Origin of the sequence: Wohlfahrtiimonas populi, from assembly GCF_002006795.1 — a bacterium.
Lineage (GTDB): Bacteria > Pseudomonadota > Gammaproteobacteria > Cardiobacteriales > Wohlfahrtiimonadaceae > Wohlfahrtiimonas > Wohlfahrtiimonas populi.
On the sequence record NZ_MVDN01000070.1, the window covers coordinates 1 to 329 of the forward strand.

Consider the following 329-nt stretch of genomic DNA (forward strand, 5'->3'; position numbering starts at 1 on the left):
GATTGGACACTTACGCCAAGAGACTTAACAAAGGATCATGTAGGGGTTGATGTTGCGGAACTCCAAGAAAAACTAAATGCATTGAACTCAAATGGTGCGAAAATTACTACCAATGGCAAAGACTCTGTCTACGATCAAGCAACTGTTGATCAGGTTAAGGCTTTCCAAGAAGCACATGGATTAACTGCAACAGGCCAATATGACAATGCGACAAGAAGTGCAATTGATGCACAGCTTAATGAACACAATAAACATTTACCTTTTGTTCGTACGAGTAGTTCCCAAAAACCTGAGCAACAAATCACTAATAAACTCGCCAATATCCAAGC

The 329-nt window shown here is 40.1% G+C and carries 1 protein-coding gene; it reads left to right on the plus strand.

Annotation, left to right across the window (positions count from 1 at the left end):
• The coding region (locus tag BZK16_RS14060; protein WP_143691220.1) for a peptidoglycan-binding domain-containing protein at positions 1 to 329 on the plus strand (329 nt) is incomplete at both ends.